This window comes from Acrocarpospora sp. B8E8, from assembly GCF_039871605.1.
Lineage (GTDB): Bacteria > Actinomycetota > Actinomycetes > Streptosporangiales > Streptosporangiaceae > Acrocarpospora > Acrocarpospora macrocephala.
Genome location: NZ_JBDPLV010000018.1, coordinates 119314 through 137917, shown reverse-complemented (window position 1 = coordinate 137917; position 18604 = coordinate 119314). Strand labels below are relative to the sequence as shown.

15 protein-coding genes, 1 tRNA gene and 1 pseudogene are annotated in these 18604 nt (G+C 69.7%); 8 read left to right on the top strand and 9 right to left on the bottom strand.

The window, feature by feature from the left end; genetic code table 11:
* Nucleotides 1-29 precede the first annotated feature (29 nt).
* Nucleotides 30-428, top strand: coding sequence for a sialidase family protein (locus tag ABGB08_RS19780; RefSeq protein WP_347592295.1), 399 nt, complete (start codon nt 30-32; stop codon nt 426-428).
* On the opposite strand, the gene ABGB08_RS19775 is transcribed toward ABGB08_RS19780, so the two are convergent.
* The 4 genes from ABGB08_RS19775 to ABGB08_RS19760 are packed head-to-tail and all read right to left on the bottom strand — an operon-like array spanning nt 397 to nt 5790.
* Nucleotides 397-612: a hypothetical protein gene (locus ABGB08_RS19775; protein ID WP_347592293.1), complete on the bottom strand. Its 216-nt coding sequence runs from the start codon at nt 610-612 to the stop codon at nt 397-399. The two genes, ABGB08_RS19780 and ABGB08_RS19775, sit on opposite strands and share 32 nt — an antisense overlap.
* Nucleotides 609-1967: an MFS transporter gene (locus ABGB08_RS19770; protein WP_347592291.1), complete on the bottom strand. Its 1359-nt coding sequence runs from the start codon at nt 1965-1967 to the stop codon at nt 609-611. The genes ABGB08_RS19775 and ABGB08_RS19770 overlap by 4 nt, the downstream gene beginning before the upstream one ends.
* The gene (locus tag ABGB08_RS19765) at nt 1964-3700 is read right to left on the bottom strand and encodes a hydantoinase B/oxoprolinase family protein (protein WP_347592289.1); all 1737 of its coding nucleotides are present in this window, start codon (nt 3698-3700) and stop codon (nt 1964-1966) included. The genes ABGB08_RS19770 and ABGB08_RS19765 overlap by 4 nt, the downstream gene beginning before the upstream one ends.
* Complete coding sequence (locus ABGB08_RS19760) at nt 3697-5790, bottom strand: hydantoinase/oxoprolinase family protein (RefSeq protein WP_347592287.1); 2094 nt, start codon at nt 5788-5790, stop codon at nt 3697-3699. The genes ABGB08_RS19765 and ABGB08_RS19760 overlap by 4 nt, the downstream gene beginning before the upstream one ends.
* A gap of 193 nt (nt 5791-5983) precedes the next feature.
* Between ABGB08_RS19760 and ABGB08_RS19755 the strand changes: the two genes are divergently transcribed.
* A complete protein-coding gene (locus ABGB08_RS19755; RefSeq protein WP_347592286.1) occupies nt 5984-6703 on the top strand; it encodes a GntR family transcriptional regulator in 720 nt (239 codons plus the stop codon).
* Here ABGB08_RS19755 and ABGB08_RS19750 read toward each other — a convergent pair.
* Nucleotides 6675-7826 carry a pyridoxal phosphate-dependent aminotransferase gene (locus ABGB08_RS19750; protein ID WP_347592284.1) on the bottom strand — a complete coding sequence of 384 codons (1152 nt, stop codon included), beginning with the start codon at nt 7824-7826 and terminating at the stop codon, nt 6675-6677. The two genes, ABGB08_RS19755 and ABGB08_RS19750, sit on opposite strands and share 29 nt — an antisense overlap.
* A gap of 115 nt (nt 7827-7941) precedes the next feature.
* Between ABGB08_RS19750 and ABGB08_RS19745 the strand changes: the two genes are divergently transcribed.
* A complete protein-coding gene (locus ABGB08_RS19745) occupies nt 7942-8448 on the top strand; it encodes an Lrp/AsnC family transcriptional regulator (RefSeq protein ID WP_347592282.1) in 507 nt (168 codons plus the stop codon).
* 177 nt (nt 8449-8625) lie between these two features.
* Here the strand turns inward: ABGB08_RS19745 and ABGB08_RS19740 are convergent, their stop codons facing one another.
* Nucleotides 8626-9084 carry an Lrp/AsnC family transcriptional regulator gene (locus tag ABGB08_RS19740; RefSeq protein ID WP_347592280.1) on the bottom strand — a complete coding sequence of 153 codons (459 nt, stop codon included), beginning with the start codon at nt 9082-9084 and terminating at the stop codon, nt 8626-8628.
* A 156-nt stretch (nt 9085-9240) separates the two neighbouring features.
* Between ABGB08_RS19740 and ABGB08_RS19735 the strand changes: the two genes are divergently transcribed.
* On the top strand, nt 9241-12723 hold the full coding sequence (locus ABGB08_RS19735; protein ID WP_347592279.1) for an indolepyruvate ferredoxin oxidoreductase family protein: 3483 nt from the start codon (nt 9241-9243) through the stop codon (nt 12721-12723).
* Between the two features lie 11 nt (nt 12724-12734).
* Nucleotides 12735-12932 (top strand): annotated as a pseudogene (locus ABGB08_RS19730) (glycoside hydrolase family 6 protein); the annotation flags it as partial.
* 55 nt (nt 12933-12987) lie between these two features.
* On the opposite strand, the gene ABGB08_RS19725 reads toward ABGB08_RS19730, so the two are convergent.
* A complete protein-coding gene (locus ABGB08_RS19725) occupies nt 12988-14346 on the bottom strand; it encodes a VWA domain-containing protein (protein ID WP_347592339.1) in 1359 nt (452 codons plus the stop codon).
* Nucleotides 14346-15188 carry a MoxR family ATPase gene (locus tag ABGB08_RS19720; RefSeq protein ID WP_347592277.1) on the bottom strand — a complete coding sequence of 281 codons (843 nt, stop codon included), beginning with the start codon at nt 15186-15188 and terminating at the stop codon, nt 14346-14348. The genes ABGB08_RS19725 and ABGB08_RS19720 overlap by 1 nt, the downstream gene beginning before the upstream one ends.
* 86 nt (nt 15189-15274) lie before the next feature.
* Between ABGB08_RS19720 and ABGB08_RS19715 the strand changes: the two genes are divergently transcribed.
* Nucleotides 15275-15348 (top strand) — tRNA-Lys (locus tag ABGB08_RS19715).
* Here ABGB08_RS19715 and ABGB08_RS19710 read toward each other — a convergent pair.
* Nucleotides 15314-15511: a hypothetical protein gene (locus ABGB08_RS19710; RefSeq protein ID WP_347592275.1), complete on the bottom strand. Its 198-nt coding sequence runs from the start codon at nt 15509-15511 to the stop codon at nt 15314-15316. The two genes, ABGB08_RS19715 and ABGB08_RS19710, sit on opposite strands and share 35 nt — an antisense overlap.
* Nucleotides 15512-15780: 269 nt before the next feature.
* Here ABGB08_RS19710 and ABGB08_RS19705 point away from each other — a divergent pair, with 269 nt between their 5' ends.
* Nucleotides 15781-17250, top strand: coding sequence for a glycoside hydrolase family 32 protein (locus ABGB08_RS19705; protein ID WP_347592273.1), 1470 nt, complete (start codon nt 15781-15783; stop codon nt 17248-17250).
* Nucleotides 17247-18575, top strand: coding sequence for an extracellular solute-binding protein (locus tag ABGB08_RS19700; RefSeq protein ID WP_347592271.1), 1329 nt, complete (start codon nt 17247-17249; stop codon nt 18573-18575). Before ABGB08_RS19705 ends, ABGB08_RS19700 begins: the two co-directional genes overlap by 4 nt.
* Nucleotides 18576-18604: the final 29 nt, after the last annotated feature.

Here is an 18604-nt window from a genome sequence, read left to right as displayed (position 1 = left end):
GAGCCGCGCTTGGGGAGGCGGCTCCGAGGATGATGTGTCCTCGCCAAGCGCCCGGACGTGGGAACACGCTCCAGCTCCCGTTCCGCCCGCAGGCCGGGCTGGTCACACCGATGGTGCAGGGGAGCGTGCTCCAGTGGGCCGACCCGCCGGTGCTGCTCTACTCCGGCCCGGCCGCCCCGGACGCCCGCGCGCTGATGACCGTGCGGGCGAGCCACGACGACGGCACCACCTGGCGGGTGGCGCACCCGGTTTCCGGCCTCCCCGCCGCCTACTCCGACCTGGTGCCGGTCGACGAGCGGACGGCGGGGGCTGCTGTTCGAGACGGGGGACTTTCGCCCCTACGAGACCATCACCTTCCGCCACGTTCCCGTGCCCCAGCCGGGCCGGGAGGCGTGATCAGAGGCTGCCGGTCCAGGTTTCGGCGGTGAGGATCTCGACGCCGCGCGCGGGGAAGACCCGGTCCACGAGGAAGTCCACCAGGACGCCCGCGTCCCTGGCGGCCGGGATCACCGACTCCAGCACCGGCAGGACGGCGTCGGCGAAGGCGTAGGCGCCGACGATTCCCGCCTGCATGTCACCGACGATGAGAGCGGTGGCGCTGGGTGCGTTCATACGTTCTCCTCGCTGCGCGTCATCTCACCGTCGCGGGCGGTGGTGCGTTCGATCCGGCGGCCCAGGGTGAGCAGGATGCCCAGCCCGGCGATCATGACGAGGGCGATGGTGAGCAGGGCGTAGGTGAAGTCGCCGGTCGCCGTCTTGATGGCGCCGGTCAGGTAGGGGCCGATGAAGCCGCTCATATTGCTCACCGAGTTGATCAGCGCGATGCCGGAGGCCGCCGCCGCGCCGGTGAGGCTCAGCGCGGGGATCCGCCAGAACTGCGGCATGGCGGTGTAGATGCCGGAGACGCTGACGCACACGGCCACGATGAACAGCAACCCGTCGTGGGTGAACGTGGCGAGCAGCAGGCCCGCCCCGCCGACGGCCATGGGCACGGTGGTGGCGGTCACCGCCGAGGTGCGCGCCGCGACGCGCGACCACGCCAGCATGGCGAGGATCGCGACGGCCGAGGGAATGCCGGCCAGCAGCACGCTGTCGACGGCGGCGTTCTCGCCGAGGCTCTCGGTCAGGCTGGAGATCATGGTGGGCAGGAAGAACGCGATCGGGTAGAGGCCGAACACGATCGCGAAGAAGGAGAACGCCAGGGCCCACACGCGCCCGCTGGTCAGCGCCTCGCGCATGTCCTTCAGCGCGCCGCGCGCCCGCCGCGCCGCGCTCTCCCGGGCGAGGATGCCCTCGATGAGATCCTTCTGCCCGCTCGTCAGCCAGCGCGCGTCGCGGGGCCGGTCGGGCAGCAGCGTGTACACGAGGATCCCGACCAGCACGGTGAGGACGCCCTCGACCAGGAACAGCGAGCGCCACCCGGTGATGCCGAGGATCTGCTGCCCCCAGGAGAGCAGTGCCGCGGCCAGCGGCGCGCCGATGATCGCCGACAGCGGGATCATCAGGAAGAAGGACGACATGGCCCACGCGCGCTGCCGCTGCGGGAACCAGTACGTCAGGTACAGCAGAATGCCCGCGGCCAGCCCCGCCTCGGCGAAGCCGAGCAGGATCCGCGCCGCGTACAACTGCCCGGCGCTCTGCACCGCCGCCGTCGCCGCGGTGATGAGACCCCAGGTGATGAGGATCCGCGTGATCCACTTACGGGCGCCGAACCGGTGCAGCATCATGTTGCTGGGCACCTCCACCAGGATGTACCCGATGAAGAACAGACCGGCCGCCAGCCCGATCTGGGCACTGTCGATGCCCAGATCCTGCGACAGCGGCTCGGCGACGTAGCCGAGGTTGGCCCGGTCGACATAGCTCATCACGTAGGCGATGCCGACCAGCGGGATGATCCGCAGTCCGACTCCGCGCCACATCCGGCGGGTCTCCTCGTCGGAGACGGCGTTGGCCTTGTTCATGGTCATGACCCTTCTCTGGGGGGTGCCGTCGGGGCGGCGCGCAGGGTGGCGGTGGCATCGGCGTCGACGGCGTCGCCGACGATGACCACGCCGTACTCGCATGCGGCGTGGGCGGGGGTCACTTTCTCGTCGAGCACGTCCGCGAGGACGCGGCCCGGATCGCGGGTGAGGGGGTCGCCGTGCCCGCCGCCGCCGGCGGTGACATGCCGGTGGCGGGTGCCCGCAGGCACGGTCAGCACCGTCTTGGCGGGCAGGATCCGCTCGCCGGGGCCGCCGGGATCGAGGATGTTGTACGACGGCGTGCCCCGCCCGCCGTCCGCGAGGCCGTACGGCAGGTGATCGCGCCGGTCGGAGCGGATCTGGATGGTCGTCCCCGAGGTCAGGACGGTCATGTCGCGGAAGGTGGACAGGCCGCCGCGCCATCTCCCCGCCCCTCCGGTATCGGGCAGATAGCCGTAGCCGTCGATGCGCACGTGGCCGGAGCGTTCCAGTTCCTCGATGGGGGTGTTGGCGAGGTTGGCGCCGAGCGGGCTGATGCCGTCCACGCCGTCGCGGTCGGGCCGCGCGCCCCAGGCGCCGCACAGGATGTCCCAGAAGACCTTGGACGTGCCGTCCGGCTCGACGACGCCGATGGCCACCGAGTCGGGCCCGCCGTCGCCCGCCGCTGGGACGCGGCCGGGGAAGACGGGGGCGAGCGCGCCGAGCACCGTGTCGATGATGCGGTAGGCGACCAGCCCTCGCGCGCCCCGGGCGGCGGGACGGCGGGCACTGAGGATCGAGCCCTCCGGGATGATGAAGGAGAAGGGCCGGTAGAAGCCGCTGTTGGCGGGGATCTCCGAGCCCAGCGCGCCCTGGAGGGAGGCGTAGGCCGCCGACCGGGTGAACGACGCGGTGGCGTTGAGCGCCGAGGCGACCTGGGGAGATGATCCGGTGAAGTCCAGCAGCACCTCGTCGCCGGAGACGACGACCCTGACGCGGAACGGTATGCGGGCCGACCCCAGCCCGTCGTCGTCGATGTGGTCCTCGAACGTGTAGGCGCCGTCGGGCGCCTCGGCCAGCGCGGCCCGCAGCAGCGCCTCGGAGTGGTCCAGCAGCTCGCCGCCGGACGCGGCCAGGCCTTCGACGCCGTAACGCCCCGCCAGCGCGCGCAGCCCCGCCGCCCCGGCGTGGCAGGCGGCCATCTGCGCCTCCAGGTCTCCCCGGAACAGTTCCGGCTCCCTGACATTGCGCAGGATGAGCGCGAGGAATGTCTCGTTCATCGTGCCCGCCGCCAGTAGCCGTGACGGCGGGATCTGCACGCCCTCGGCGAAGATGCTGGTGGACTGCACGGCCATGGAACCCGCCGCCCAGCCGCCCACGTCCGCGTGGTTGACGACGGTGACGGAGTAGCCGATGAGGCGCTCGCCGGCGAAGACCGGCGCGACGGCGAACACGTCGGGCAGGTGCATGCCGCCCAGGTCGGGGTCGTTGAGGATGTAGAGGTCGCCGGGCCGTTCGGAGCCGCCGAAGGCGTCCAGGATCGCGGCCATCGCGTCCGGGATGGAGCCGAGGTGCACCGGGCAGGTGTTCGCCTGCGCGACGACCCGGCCGTCCGCGTCGCACAGCGCGGCGGAGAAGTCCATGCTGGAGGCGACGATCTGGGAGTGCGCGGTGCGCAGAATCGTGATCGCCATCTCGTCGGCCAGGCCGGTGATGGCGTTCCTGAACACCTCGAAGGCGGCGGGGTCGCGCACGGTCATCGGGCCTCCTCGGGGATCCAGCGGATGACGATGTTGTTGAGCGCGTCGAGGTGCGCCGTGGCACCCGGCGGGACGAGCGTGGTGGCGTCCATGTCCTCGATCACCAGCGGGCCGGGGCGGGCCCGGGAAGAGAGGTCCGTGCGCCCGATGACGGGGGTGTCCACGGTCTCGGTGAACCGGCAGGCCCGGGTCGCGGGCAGCCGGGGGGCGGTGGCGGGCAGCCTCAGCGCACGCTCGATCGCGACGCCGTCGCGGATGTGCCCGCGCACCCTGACATTGACGATCTCCACCAGGTCGTCGCCGCCCGCGCGGCCGTAGGTCCTGCGGTGCTCCTCGTGGAAGCGGGCTCGAGCCACGGCGCGCGACTCCGTGGTCAGCTCGCCGCCGGGCACTTCCACCCGCAGTTCGAAGCGCTGTCCCCGGTAGCGCATGTCGAGCAGCCGTTCCACGACGACGTCGCCCCGCGGGGCGGCCGTCCGCAGTTCGGCGGTGACGGCGACGGTCAGCCGGTCGAACTCGGCGGTGAGCGCCTCGTCGCCGGCCAGATCCTCGCGGTAGGGCGTGGCCAGCTCGCGGTCGGTGTCGGCCACCAGGAGGCCGAGACTGCTGAACAGGCCGGTGTGCACGGGGACGATGACCGTGCCGATGCCCAGCTCCCTGGCCAGGGTCGCGCCGTACAGCGGGCCGGCGCCACCGAAGGCGACCATGACGGCCTCGCGTGGGTCGCGGCCGCGCTCGCTGGTGACGGCCTTGACGGCCTTGGCCATGCTGGAGACCGCCACCTCGTAGGCGCCCCGCGCCGCCTCCGGCACCTCGACTCCGAGCCGCTCGGCGACGTGGCCGATGACCTTCTCCGCCAGCTCAGGCCGGATGGTGACCCTGCCCCCCGCCAGCGACCGCGGGCTGAGGTAGCCCAGCACCACGTTGGCGTCGGTGAGCGTCGCCCGGTCACCGCCCCTGCCGTAGCAGGCGGGGCCGGGGGAGGAGCCCGCGCTGCGCGGACCGGCGCGCAGCGCGCCCGCGGCGTCGGTGGAGATGATGCTGCCGCCGCCCGCGCCGACCTCGGCGATGTCGATGGAGGGCACCCGGACCGTGTGGCCCGCGCCCTTGCCCAAGCCGCGGGCGATGTTCATGCCGCCGCCCACCTCGTGGTCGGCGGCCACGAACGGCCTGCCGTGCTCGATCAGTGACGCCTTGGCGGTGGTGCCGCCCATGTCGAAGGCGACCACCTTGCCCAGGCCCATGAGTTCGGCGAGTTTCCGCACGGCGATGACGCCGGCGGCCGGACCGGACTCGATGATCCGCACGGGCTGTCCGGCCGCCGAGGCGGCGTCCAGCAGGCCGCCGGAGGACTGCATGATCATCAAGGGGGCGCGGATGCCTCGCTCACGCAGGCCACCGCCCAGGCGGGTGACGTAGTCGCGGACGACGGGGCCCACGTAGGCGTTGACCACGGCGGTGCTGGTGCGCTCGAACTCCCCCATCTCGGGGGAGACGTCGACCGAGGCCGTCACGTAGACGCCCGGCAGCAACTCGCCGAGACGGGCCGCGACCCGGCGCTCCTCGTCGGGGCGCAGGTAGGAGTTGATCAGGCACACCGCGACGGCTTCGATACCGGCCGCGCGCATCTCCCCGGCCAGCGCGGTCATCTCGGCGTCGTCCGCCGGAGGGTCGAGGTGGCCGTCCGCCGTGATGCGCTGGGTGAGCTCGTAGCGGTGGCGGCGCGTGGCCAGCGGCACCGGCTTCTCCCAGGACAGGTCGTACAGCGCCGGGCGGCGCAGCCGTCCCAGCTCCAGGACGTCGCGGAAGCCGCGCGTGGTGACGAGAGCGGTGCGGGCGCCGCGCGCCTCCAGGACCGCGTTGGTGGCCACGGTGGTGGCGTGCCGCATCGCGCGCACCCGCTCCGAGGGGACGGCGGCCTCGGTGAGGGCGGCGGTGGTGCCGTCGACGACGCCGGTGTGGACGCCGGGCGGTGTGGTGAGCAGCTTCACGGGCACGAGTCGGCCGTCGGGGCCCAGTGCGATGACGTCGGTGAACGTGCCGCCGATGTCGGCGCCGACGCGCCAGTCTCCGCTGAGGGGATCGTCCACGGTTCTCCTTGTACGGCAAGGCGGTATCTAATCAATGGAAGGTTGAGATGACGATAGAGACTTATTGAGATATCAGCAATGCTTCATCGGTATCTTTAGAGAGGTCGCAGGAGAGGATCATCGCGGGTAGATTGGTATCTCCAACGGTGAGCAGCGGCTACGGCCGCCCCGAACCCTGACCCCGCGGGGGCCCATGCGACACGAACCCGATCTTCTTCGTCGGCCCGTTGAAGGGGCGAATCTCACCGAGAACGCCTACCTGCGCCTCAAGCGAGAGATTATCGAGCTGGAGCGGCCACCCGGCAGCGCCTTCAGTGAGCAGGAGGTCGCCAAGGCGTGGGGGCTCAGCAAGACCCCCGTGCGCGAGGCCCTGGCCCGCCTGCACCGCGACGGCCTGGTGCGCCCCATGCCGCGCGCCGGCTACGTTGTCTCACCCGTAACGCTCAAAGACGTCGCCGATCTGTGTGACATGCGCTCGCTGCTCCAGTCGGAGGCTGCCGCCCTCACCGCCCGGCGAGGGCTACCCGCCCCGCTGCGGCACAGGCTGGCCGAGCTGTGCGTCGACGACGACCACGGTCAGCTCGGCGGCCCGCACCTGGAAGAGCGGCTGCGGGCCAACTACGAGTTCGAGGCGATCATCGCCGAGGGAAGCGGCAACGACCGCCTGGCCGCCGCCATCGTCGGCGTGCTCGATGAGATCGAGCGTGTCGTGCGGCTGATGCTGCGCCTCGACCCTTCGATGCCGCCGCAGCGCATCGAGGAGCGCAAGGCCGTGGTCGACGCGATCCAGGCGGGTGAACCCGACGCGGCAAGGCGGGCGATGCGCCGCAGAACCGAGTCGGCGCGCAGCGAGATCCTCAATGCCCTCACCTCAAGCCCGGCGGTCACCTCCGCGTCGATCCCGGTGCCCTAGCGGGGAGGCCCGCCACGGAGGTGAGCGCCGCCAGGCGGTTGGCCACCTCTGTCAGGCTTTCGTGGGTGCCGCCGTAGAGCAGGCGGGCGTGCGTCGCCGGGCCGTGGAAGGCGTCTCCGGCTATCGCGGTGAGTCCCCGCTCCAGCAGCAGATCCTCCAGGTCGCGCCCGGCCACGCCGAGCGGGGAGAAGTCGGCCAGCGCGAAGATCCCGGCGTCGGGGCGCACCGCTCGCAACCCCGCGGCATGCACGCCGGACAGCAGGAGGTCGCGCCGCTCCCGCATGGTCGCGAAGGCGGGCTCGATCCAGTCCTGCGGACCGGTGATCACGGCGTGTGCCGCCGCCTGCGGCACGTCGCCGACGTTGATCGCGTCCCACTCCAGCGCGCGGTGCACCCGCTCCAGCAGGTGGGCCGGCGCGTGCGCGTAGCCCACCCGCCAGCTCGTGAAGGCATAGTTCTTGCTCAGGCTGGTGACGGTCACCATGTCCGGGTGACGCTCGCGCAGCAGCATCTGCGGCACGTAGCCGGGGCCGTCGTGCACATAACGCGCATACGACTCGTCGGACAGGGCCAGCAGGCCATGCCTCGCGGCGACGTCGAGAAGCTGCTCGAGGCGGGCACGGGCCGGCACGTACCCCGTCGGGTTGTTGGGGTTGCAGATGAGCAGCGCCCGGGTGGCCGGGGTGACCGCCGCCTCCACCTCGTCAGGATCATGGTCCCAGTCGGCGCTCTCGCGCGACCCCACATACACCGGTCTGGCTCCGGCCATGCGGACCATGCCGTCGAAGAAGTATGTCGGCGCCGGAATCACCACCTCGTCCCCGGGGGAGAGCAGGGCCCGCAGGACCACGCTCATGCCGTGCTGGGCGCCATGGGTGATCAGCAGTTCGGTCTCCGGGTCGGCGCTCAGCCGGTGCTCGGCCGCCAGACGCCCGGCGATGGCCATCCGCAACTCGGCCGAGCCCCTGGTACGCCTGGGGAACACCTGCCCGGCGGCCCTCCGCGCCGCTTCGACCACATGGTCCGGCATGGGCAGCACCGGCACCCCGGCCATCGGCACGGACCCCGCGCCATGGGCGTGCGCGCGGTCCAGCAGGGCGAACGCGGGCAGTCGTTCCAGCACGATGGACTTCCTCTCGGCGGATCGGCGAAGCGTCCCGCCCCCCATCAATCCAGACCTGACATGGTCTGGGCAACCAAAATCTCCTGGAGGACGCAATCTGATTACCCTGAAGGCTATGCGGCACCCAGAAGGTTCCAACCTGACGTTTCTCGACCCGGTCGACGCCCGCATCCTTCTCGCACTCGACTCGGAGCCCCGCCTTCCCGTCGTCGTCCTCGCCGAACGCCTCGGGCTGGCCCGGAAGACCGTCCAGACCCGCCTGTCTCGCATGGAGGAGCGCGCTCTGCTGCGCCCGCACAGTGATCGCGTGGATCCCCGCACCCTCGGGTACCTGATGGAGGCGGCCGTCACCGCGGAGGTGGAGCAGCCGCGTCTGGGCGCGGCCGTGGCCGCGCTGGCGGAGATCCCCGAGGTGGTGGCGGCCGCCGCCATCTCGGGTGAGGGCGATCTGCTGTGCCGGGTCGTCGCCCGCGACCCGGACGATCTCTACCGGGTCACCCAGGAGATCCTCTCCTGCCCCGGCATCCGCAGAACGAGGACCTCACTGTTGATGCGGGACCTGCTGCCCTACCGCGCGCTCGGCCTCCTGCGCCGCCTGGCCGGTGAGACCCCGTCCAGATGACCACGGGACGCCTGGTGAGCGTGGTGATTCATGGGGCAGAAGAGGGCCGCCACGCACGACCCTGCCACCTCGGGATCGAAGACTCTGGCGGCGAGCGTCGCCCCCTCGGCGTCCCGGGGCATCACACTGTCCGCGAAGTCGATGGCGTCCACGGTTCTCCCTTCCGTCATGTGCAGATCAGCGCGGGCGTGAGGTGAGGGTCTCGCGGGTCCAGGAGCCGAGGACCATCAGGGTCTTGGTGCCGGTGACGTTGCCGGTGCGGCGGAGGCTGTCGATGACCTGCTGGAGGTGGCCGATGTCGCGGACGCGGATCTGCATCAGCGCGTCGGGGTCGCCGGCGATGGTGAACACCGCCTGGACCTCGGCGATGTCGGTGGCCGTGCGGACGATCTCGGCCACCGGTGTGGTGCCCGCGTAGCGGAGCTCGACGAACGCCTCGATGCCCCAGCCGAGCCGGGCGTGATCGACCTGGGCGGTGAAGCCGGTGATCACGCCGATGTCGCGGAGCCGGTCTACACGCCGCTTGACGGCGGCCACGGACAGGCCGATGGTGACCGCCATCTCGGAGAAGGTGCGGCGCCCGTCCTCGCGCAGCAGGCGCAGCACGTGGTGGTCGATGTCGTCGAGTTCCGGCACGGTCCCCTCCCCTGATCGCTGCAATAAACACTAGCCATCTCGGCTCCTGGCGCAAACTCCTTGCGTCTCTTCGGCTACTTTTCGGCCGATACTTGTGCACAGTCCCGCGATGTTGCTGTGCTTGAGCTCTCCTGAACGAAGGCTGAGGAGGATCGCGTGGACAACAGCCCCGCTCCGGTCACGCTCGACGACAAGTACACGGCCACCGATGGACGGGTGCTGATCTCCGGGATCCAGGCCCTGGTCCGGCTGACCCTGGAGCAGCGCCGTCTCGACGAGTCGCGCGGCCTCGACACGCGGGTGTTCGTCTCCGGCTACCAGGGATCCCCGCTGGGCGGAGTGGACATGGAGATGGGGCGGGCGGCGAGGTTCCTCGACGAGGCCGGCGTCGTCTTCCGCCCGGGGCTCAACGAGGAGCTGGCGGCCACGGCGGTGGCCGGAACCCAGCTCGTCGGCCAGCTGCCGGGGCGCCGCCACGACGGTGTGACCGGCTTCTGGTACGGCAAGAATCCCGGCTTCGACCGCGCGGCCGACGCCATCCGGCACGGTACGGTGGCCGGGACGGCCGCGCTCGGCGGCGCCGTCGCCTGGATCGGCGACGACCCGGGCAGCAAGTCCTCGACGGTGCCCAGCTCGTGCGAGCCGATGTGCCAGAGCCTGTCCATGCCGCTGCTGGCGCCGGGATCGGTCGCGGAGATCATCGAGTTCGGGCTGCACGCGGTCGCCCTGTCCCGCGAGACCGGCCTGTGGACCGGCCTGAAGATCATCGCCGACATCGCCGACTCCTCGGCCACCGTCGATCTCGGCCCGCTGCGCACCGGGATCCCCGCGCCCCGGCACGCCGCACGCGGTGCCTCACCCATCCTGGTCGGCCCCGCCTCCCTCGACGCCGAGCACGACATGCTGACCCGCAGGCTCGACCTCGCCCGCGCCTACGCCCACGCGCACGGCCTCAACCGGGTCATGATCGACTCGCGCCGCGCCACCCTGGGCATCCTCGCCTCCGGCACCGCCTACGCGGTGGTGCGGCGGGCGCTGGCGGACCTCGGCCTGCACGACGCGGCGATGGACGACCTCGGGTTGCGGCTGATCCGCCTCGCGATGCCGTTCCCGCTGGCGTACGGCGAGCTGGCCGCGATGACCGAGGGCCTGGACAAGGTGCTGGTGGTGGAGGACAAGGTGCCGTTCCTGGAGGGGCACCTGAAGCAGGCGCTCTACGGCGCAGAGCACCGCCCGGCGGTGGTGGGGCGCGAGCTGCTGACCGCGCGCGGCACCCTCGGCGCCGAGGACGTCACCGAGGCGATCGTCACCTGGGCGGGAAGCGACAGGCTGCCCGTGGTCCAGGTCCGCCTGAGCGGCCCGACCCCCGCCCGGCCCCGGCGCCGCGCGCTGCCGATGGTCGCCGCGCGCACGCCGTTCTTCTGCTCGGGGTGCCCGCACAACGCCTCCACCCGCGCCTCGGACGACACGCTGGTCGGGGTCGGCATCGGCTGCCACGCGATGATCGCCCTGGACGGCCACGGCCGTGGCGCCCAGGTCGGCATCACCCAGATGGGCGGCGAGGGCGCCCAGTGGATCGGGTTGTCGCCGTTCACCGACGACCGGCACTTCGTGCAGAACCTCGGCGACGGCACGTTCCACCACTCCGGATCGCTCGCCATCCGCGCCGCCGTCGCCGCCGGTGTGACCATGACCTACAAGCTGCTCTACAACGACGCCGTGGCCATGACCGGCGGCCAGCGCGCCGAAGGCCGTCTCGACGTGCCCGATCTCACGCGAGCCCTCGCCGTCGAGGGCGTGCGTCGCATAGTGATCACCACGCCGGAGCCCGAGGCGTACCACGGGGTACGGCTGGCGCCGATCGCCGGCGTGCGGCATCGCGACGAGCTGCAAGCGGCCGAGCGGGACCTGGCGGCCCTCGACGGGGTCACCGTGCTCATCCATGACGACCGGTGCGCCGCCGAGGAGCGGCGGTTGCGCAAGCGCGGCAAGCTGGCGATCCCGGTCGAGAAGGTCGTGATCAACGAGCGGGTGTGCGAGGGCTGCGGCGACTGCGGGGAGGTCTCGACCTGCCTGTCGGTCCAGCCGGTGGAGACCGAGTTCGGCCGCAAGACCCGCATCCACCAGCCGTCCTGCAACTCCGACCTGAGCTGCCTCAAGGGTGACTGTCCAAGCTTCCTGCTTGTCGAGCCGGGTAAGCGGCATAGGCGGGCCGTTTCGCCGCTGCCGGTCGAGCCTCCCGAGCCGGTCCGCCGCTTCGACGGCGCCGTGCTGATCCGGATGCCCGGCATCGGCGGCACCGGCGTCGTCACGGTCTCCCAGATCGTCCAGATGGCGGCCCATCTGGACGGCCTGCACGCGGCGGGGCTGGAGCAGACCGGGCTGGCGCAGAAGGGCGGCCCCGTCGTCAGCGACGTCCGGATCTCGGCGGAGCCGATCACCGGCTCGGTGCGGGCGTCGGCGGGCGGTGCCGACGTCGTGCTCGGCTTCGACCTGCTCGGCGCCGCCGCCGACGGTAACCTGGCCGTGGCGGCGTCCGAGCGCACGATCGCCGTGATCAACACCGCCATCGTGCCCACGGCCGCCATGGTGACGGGACGCGTCGCCGTACCCGGCTCGCCCGACGACGCGATCACCCGCGTCGAGTCGGTGACCCGCCGGGCCGACAACCTCTACCTCGACGCCCACGGACTCGCCGAGGCGCTGTTCGACGATCACATGCCAGCGAACATGCTGCTCGTCGGCGCGGCGTTCCAGCACGGGTGCGTGCCGGTCTCCGCCGAGTCGATCGAGCGGGCCATCCGCCTCAACGGGGCGGCGGTCGAGAAGACCCTCGCGGCCTTCCGCTGGGGCCGCGCCGCCGTGGCCGACCGCGCCGCCGTCCTCGCCGCCGCCTTTCCCCCGCCCGCCGTCCCGGACGGCGTCGCCCTCGACCGTCTGGACGCCGGCGTGACCGGCCACCTCGAACGGCCGGACGGCGGCGGCGCGACCGGCGACCTTGAGCGGGCGCTGGCCATCCGGATCGCGGATCTCACCGGCTACCAGAACGCGGCCTACGCCCGCCGCTACGCCGAGGACGTGCGGCGGGTGACCGCGCTGGCCACCGAGCGCGCCGGGCGCGAGGCGGGGGAGCGGATCGGGCTCGCCTACGCCAGGGGACTGCACAAGCTCATGGCCTACAAGGACGAGTACGAGGTCGCCCGCCTGCACCTGGACCCCGCCGAGAAGGCCAGGCGGGATCGGGAGTTCGGCGAGGGCGCCGTCGTCTCGGTGATGTTGCACCCGCCGATCCTGCGGGCGATGGGCATGAAGCGCAAGATCAGGCTACGCCGTTCGGCGGGAGTGCTGTTCCGCGGGCTGCGTGCCGCCCGCGTCCTGCGGGGCACGGCCCTGGACGTGTTCGGTCTCGCCGGGGTGCGCCGCGTCGAGCGCGCGCTCATCACCGAGTACCGCGACCTGACGAGCGCGGCCCTGGCCCGGCTCACCCCCGCCACCGCCGACGCGGTCGCCGAGATCGCGGCGCTGCCGGACATGATCCGGGGTTATGAGGACATAAAGCTCGCCCGGGTCGCGGAGTACCGCGACCGCGCCGGCACCGCCCTGCGGAAGCTGGCGGAGCCCGCCGCGCACATCGCCTGACACGGCACGCCAGCCGCGTCGACCGGTGTATCCACCTCGGCAACTGGTGCGACCAGTCCGGTGCCGGTCTCGGCGAGCGTCCGACCGCGGCCCCGGCCTCCGGTATCGACGCCTACGTCCGGATCAAGCCTCCGGGTGAGTCGGACGGCTCCAGCGAGTTCATCGAGAACGACGAGGGCAAGGGCTTCGACCGGATGTGCGACCCCACCTAAACCCGGGTGACCTGACGCAGGCGGGCACCGACTTCATCAGCTCAAACGTTGTTCAGTGGGCGCCTACATCCGTGTCTTCGATGAAGGCCGCCAGTTGGGTGATATTTCGGCATTCGTGCATGGGGATGATGGTGCTGTAGCTGGTGGCGATCGAGTCGCCGGTGTCCCATTGGGGGCGGGGTTCGGGGTTGAGCCAGTAGGCGTGTCTGGCCTGGGAGACCAGGTGCTTGAGGGTGTCCAGGGCGGGGGGTTGGTAGTTGGAGCGGGCGTCGCCAAGGATGAGGAGGGAGGTTTTGGGGCCGATCGCGTCGCCGTACCGGTCGGCGAAGCGGGTGAAGACGTTGCCGTAGTTGGTGCGGCCGAAGCGGGATATGTCGGCTTCCTTGGTCATACGGGTGATCGCATTGAGGACGTCCGCGCCGGGGGCGAAATATTTGGTGATCTCGTCGACGGTGTCCACGAAGGCGAACGCCCGTACCTTCGTGAACTGCTCGCGGAGGGCGAAGGTCAGCAACAGGGTGAACTGGGAGAAGCTGGACACCGAGTCGCTCGCGTCGCAGAGGATGACGAGTTCCGGCTTGTGCGGGCGCTTTGGGCGTAGATGTGTCGTCAGGGGGACGCCACCGGTCGACAGCGAGGCCCGTACGGTACGGCGGAAGTCCAGACGCCCTCGATGGCCTTGTTTGTTCTTGATGGTCAGCCTGCTGGCCAGCCGCCGGGCGAGCGGGTACACCTCGCGACGCAGCTGAGCGAGTTCCGCTTTCGTGACCCGAAGAAAGTCAAGCCGATCGATAGCCGGTTTAACGGCAGATCGAGCGATCCGTTCGATCCCCGAGTCCTCCGCGATCCGCCGCCGCACCTCGGAAGCCACCGCTTCCTCAAATTTCCGAATATTTGACGATATTTCCTGACGTGCCAGCTTCTCCGGGAGCCCGCCACGCTCACTCAGCATCTGATTCAGCATCCGGGCAACCAACGTATCCGGCGAAAGCGCCCGCAACACCGAATACGAGAACCACGACTGCCGCCCCGGCCCAGCCGCAACCCGCCCAAACCGGCCAACCATCTCCCGTACGAACTCCCGAAACGCCGGATCGTCCGGATTCCCCATCAACAACCTCTGCAGAATCCCCCGCAACTCCTCAACCGGCGTATTATCCTCGTATTCCGCACGCTCCGGAGCACTTCCACCAGACATAACCGGCGGAAACCACAGATCAAACAACACATCAAACCCCGGCCGATGCACCGGCCGCTTAATCAACGTCGCCGCGTACGCCTCCCGCAGGCTCTCCCGATCCATCAGATCGATGACCATGAGGGCATTCGCCGCATCCAGCCCTTCAGCCAGCGAAACCGGAACCCCCGCCTCCCGCAACGCCCCGACGAACCCCACATGGCGATCGAGCATCACGACAACCCCAGCTCCTTGACCGCCCGCCCATGATCCGAGTGATGCTTCAACACGACACCGAGCGTCTCCCCGATCGTGTCCTCATCCAGCTCTTCCCGCCCCAACGCCAGTAACGTCTGCCCCCAGTCAATCGTCTCCGCGATGCTCGGCGATTTCTTGAGCTCCAAACTCCGAAGAGTCGCCACAGTTCTGGCGAGCTGTTCCGCGAGATTCCCAGAAAGCCCCGGCACCCGGGTCAGCACGATGTCCCGCTCCCGCTCCGGCGTCGGATACCCCAGATGCAGATACAGGCACCGCCGCTTCAACGCCTCACTCAATTCTCGCGTCGCATTCGACGTGAGCACCACATACGGCTTCCGCACCGCCGCGATCGTCCCAAGCTCCGGAATGGTCACCTGATAATCCGAAAGAATCTCCAGCAGCAGCCCTTCGACCTCGACATCCGCCTTGTCGATCTCATCGATGAGCAACACCGTCAGCGCGTCACTCCGAATCGCCTTCAACAGCGGCCGCTCCAGCAGAAACTCCTCCGAGAAAATGTCCCCCCAAGCGTCATCGTCCGCCTGAATCCGCAACAACTGCTTCTTGTAATTCCACTCATAAAGCGCCCGCGCCTCATCCAGCCCCTCATAACACTGAAGCCGCACCAGCTCCGCCCCCGAAGCCCCCGCCACCGCCTTGGCCAGCTGCGTCTTCCCCACCCCCGCCGGCCCCTCCACCAGCAGCGGCTTCCCCAGCGCCCCCGCCAGGAACACCGACGTCGCGATCCCGTCATCCGCCAGGTAGTCCACCCCCCGCAGCCGCTCCCCAACCTCCGGAACCCCCGCGAACCACGACATCCCAGCTCCCTCACCCGGACCGAATGTTGTTCTACTTTAACCCGTTTCGACCGCCCCACGCAGTGCGGTAATCTTGAAGAGCTCTAGCGCCGCTAGCTCAGTTGGTTAGAGCAGCTGACTCTTAATCAGCGGGTCCGGGGTTCGAGTCCCTGGCGGCGCACCCAGAAGAACCCCAGCTCGCGTGCTGTGAGCTGGGGCTTCTTTGCTTCATGATCGAATTTTCCTAGCCGAATCGTGTTCTTGCGGGCGTTTTGGATCTTCGGTGTGCTCCATGTGTGCTCGGCCGTATCGATGCCGTATCCACAGAGATCGTTGATCTTCACCAATCTGATTACGCTGCGTAATAGTTGGGGCTTCACAGGATGTAGGTGCGTCTCTCAGCCGGAATGTCGACGCCTTCGAATCGCCGTGATAAGCCTGGTCGTCCTGAAGTCGCGGGCGGTCCCACACGAACGCACCGGGTGCCGCGAGGGCTGCCCCGTTCGGTAAAGATTTCGTAACCCGCTCGGCGGGTCTTCAGCCCCGCGACATCTGGGTGTAGCGTCTCCGCCCAATAGGTTAAACGCTTAAACGGCGAGAGCGAGGACGCTTCGTGGCAGGTCAGAACATCTTCTTTCGCCCCCCGCGGGGCTGGGTGGGCGACGTGATCCCGTATTTCCACGAGGGGGCGTTCTGGCTGTTCTACCTGCACGATCGGCGCGACCAGGAGCAACCGGGCACCTCGTGGCACCTGGTGCGAACCACCGACTTCGTCGGCTACGACTACCTCGGCGAGGTGCTCCCCCACGGCGACGCGGAGAGCCAGGACCTGCACGCCTATACCGGCAGCGTGCTCGCTGCCGAAGGCGCCTTCCACCTGTTCTACACCGGCTACAACCCCGCTGTCGTGGACGAGGAAACCGGGCGCCCCCTCCAGGCGGTCATGCACGCCGTCAGCGACGACCTGCTGAATTGGAAGAAGGTTCCCGAGCACACCTTCCACGCCCCCCGGGGCCACTACGAGCGGGAGGACTGGCGAGATCCATTCGTCTACCAGGATGAGGACGGCCGCTACTCGATGCTCCTGGCCGCACGCACGGTGGAGGGCCCGAGCCGCCGGCGCGGAGTGACCGCTCGCTGCGTCTCCGACGATCTTGCCAGCTGGACGTTCACCGAGCCGTTGTGGGCTCCGTCGCGCTACATCACCCATGAGTGCCCGGATCTGCTCCAGATCGGCGAGTGGTGGTACCTCGTGTACTCGGAATTCTCCGAGCGTTACACCACGCGTTATCGCATGAGCCGCGACCCTGGCGGGCCCTGGCTGGTCCCCGAATACGACACCCTCGACGGCCGGGCACTGTATGCGGCCAAGACCGCGAGCGACGGCACGCGCAGGTACGCCTTCGGGTGGATCCCCACCCGTGCCGGCGAATCCGACGCGGGCGCGTGGGAGTGGGGCGGCGACCTTGCCGTGCATGAGCTCGTGCAGCGACCGGACGGGACGCTGGATGTGCGAATGCCCGAGACGATCCGGTCCACCTTCGCCACGCCGGTCCAGACCCACTTCACACCCGTGACCGGGACCTGGGAGCCGGTGGGTGGGCTGCGGACGTCGGCCGCCGGTTCCTACGCGAGCGTGGTCGCCCCGGGCCTGCCCAGCCGCTACCTGGCCAGTGCCACCATCACGTTCGAGCCGGGCACCCGGGAGTGCGGGCTCATTCTGCGCGCGAGCGCCGACGCCGAGGACGGCTACATCATCCGCCTGGAACCGCAGCGGGACCGCCTGGTCTTCGATCGCTGGCCACGCCGTGACCCGGGACCGCTGCAGTGGCAGATCGATGGGGACGTGCCCCATGCCGTCGAGCTCGAACGCCCCTGCGACCTGGCCCCCGAGGTCCCGCACCGGCTTGACGTGATCGTCGACGGGTCCGCCTGCATCGCCTACCTCGACGGCCGCGTCGCGATGAGCGCCCGCATGTACGACCGGACCACCGGCGGCATCGGCCTGTTCGTCGGCGAGGGCGCGGCCGCTTTTACCGACGTCCAGGTCACCACATCCCCCACAGAAAGGAATGCCCCGTGAGATCAGCTCGTACGATGACCGCCGCGATCGCCGCGATCATATTGCTGGCCGCATGCGGCGGCACGCAATCCGGCACCACCGACCCCGGCGCCGTAACCGGCGACATCCGCCCACGCGCGATCACGTGGCTGTTCGCCCGGCCCTCCGACGGCGGGGTCATCACGACCGTCAAGGAGATCGCCGCGGAGTACGCCGCCAAGCACCCAGGCTTCGAGCTCAAGCTCGTCACCACGCCAGACCGGCCGTCCTACCTCCAGCGGCTGGAGACTCTTGCCGCGGCGAAGAAACTGCCAGAGCTCTTCGACACCGACGCCACCCCATTCGCCCAGAAGCTGCGTGAGCAGAACCAGATGGTCGACATCGGCAAACTGCTCAACACTCTCGGCAAGACGAACCTCTACCGGCCACTCGCGCTGGACTACCAGCGCTTCGACGACGGTGGGCTCTACCTGCTGCCTTTCGAGTTCGAGATGGAGTTCTTCTGGTACAACAAGGCGCTGTTCGACAAGGCGGGGGTGAAGCCGCCGGCGAGTCTGGAAGACATGGTCGCGCTCTGCGCGCCACTGCGGGCCAAGGGCATCATCCCCATCGCGGTGGACGGGCAGGACCAGTGGCCGCTGGAACGTTACCTGGCCTATCACCCGTTCCGGCTCGCCGGACCTGACTACATCAAGCAGGTCAAGCGAGGCAAGCAGCCGCTGACCGGTGGACCCGGCCAGAAGGCCGCCCAATGGATCCACGACCTGGGTGCGGCCAAGTGCTTCCCCGACGGCTTCTCCGCGCAGGGCTACACCGACGCCCGCGACCTGTTCACTACCGGCAAGGCGGCGATCTACAACATCGGCACCTGGGAACTGGGCGCCCTCACCGACTCCACCCTCGCTCCCGAGGTTCGCGACAACATCGACTACTTCACGTTGCCGACCACGCAAGGCGCCGTCACCTCCGACAACGAGTACGTGGTCGTCTCCGGCATCGGCATGGCCGTCAACGCCAAGACGTTCGATCCGCTGGTCAAGGACTTCCTGACCTACCTGATCGACGCCTATCCCGCCCGATACGCCGCCAAGCACCGTTTCGCGCCGATGAAGGTGCCTGTCATCCCGCCTCCGGATGCCTCGCCGCTGTTCACCAAGGCCGCGGCGGAGATCGATGCGCTCGGCACGCGCACCGCGATGCCCTGGGACACCCAGCTCGACCCCACCTCCAACACGCGCCTGCAGCAGGAGCTGACGCTGCTCGCCCAGGGCGGGATCACCCCTGACCAATTCATCGCGACCGTGGACGAGGCGATCCGGCGGAACGCCCCGCGCTTCTTCGGCTGATCCGACCCTCCGGGTGGCCCCGGCCGCCC

Excerpts from the sequence above, each read along its gene's own strand:
- ABGB08_RS19780 (WP_347592295.1), top strand. The coding sequence starts at position 30 with ATGATGTGTCCTCGCCAAGCGCCCGGACGTGGGAACACGCTCCAGCTC.
- ABGB08_RS19775 (WP_347592293.1), bottom strand. The coding sequence starts at position 612 with ATGAACGCACCCAGCGCCACCGCTCTCATCGTCGGTGACATGCAGGCG.
- ABGB08_RS19770 (WP_347592291.1), bottom strand. The coding sequence starts at position 1,967 with ATGACCATGAACAAGGCCAACGCCGTCTCCGACGAGGAGACCCGCCGG.
- ABGB08_RS19765 (WP_347592289.1), bottom strand. The coding sequence starts at position 3,700 with ATGACCGTGCGCGACCCCGCCGCCTTCGAGGTGTTCAGGAACGCCATC.
- ABGB08_RS19755 (WP_347592286.1), top strand. The coding sequence starts at position 5,984 with ATGCGACACGAACCCGATCTTCTTCGTCGGCCCGTTGAAGGGGCGAAT.
- ABGB08_RS19745 (WP_347592282.1), top strand. The coding sequence starts at position 7,942 with ATGCGGCACCCAGAAGGTTCCAACCTGACGTTTCTCGACCCGGTCGAC.
- ABGB08_RS19725 (WP_347592339.1), bottom strand. The coding sequence starts at position 14,346 with ATGCTCGATCGCCATGTGGGGTTCGTCGGGGCGTTGCGGGAGGCGGGG.
- ABGB08_RS19720 (WP_347592277.1), bottom strand. The coding sequence starts at position 15,188 with ATGTCGTGGTTCGCGGGGGTTCCGGAGGTTGGGGAGCGGCTGCGGGGG.